This is a genomic window from Burkholderia sp. BCC1988, assembly GCF_905339895.1.
Taxonomy (GTDB): Bacteria; Pseudomonadota; Gammaproteobacteria; order Burkholderiales; family Burkholderiaceae; genus Burkholderia.
On sequence record NZ_CAJPHA010000110.1, the window covers coordinates 1 to 210 of the forward strand.

1 rRNA gene is annotated in these 210 nt (G+C 51.9%); it reads right to left on the bottom strand.

Annotation, left to right across the window (positions count from 1 at the left end):
• Positions 1–7 precede the first annotated feature (7 nt).
• A 5S ribosomal RNA gene (gene rrf / locus U4012_RS35790) occupies positions 8–120 on the bottom strand.
• Between the last annotated feature and the right edge of the window lie 90 nt (positions 121–210).

The following is a 210-nucleotide window of genomic DNA, read 5'->3' on the forward strand; positions in this document are numbered from 1 at the left end:
TTAGGGAGCCTGACGATTACCTACTTTCACACGGGAATCCGCACTATCATCGGCGTAGAGTCGTTTCACGGTCCTGTTCGGGATGGGAAGGGGTGGGACCGACTCGCTATGGTCATCAGGCAAAGAGGGTTGTCACGTTGCTTGGCAACGCGACCAATCTGGGAAGAAGCAGTAATTTTGAGTTGTGTGTATCACACACGAGAATCCAAC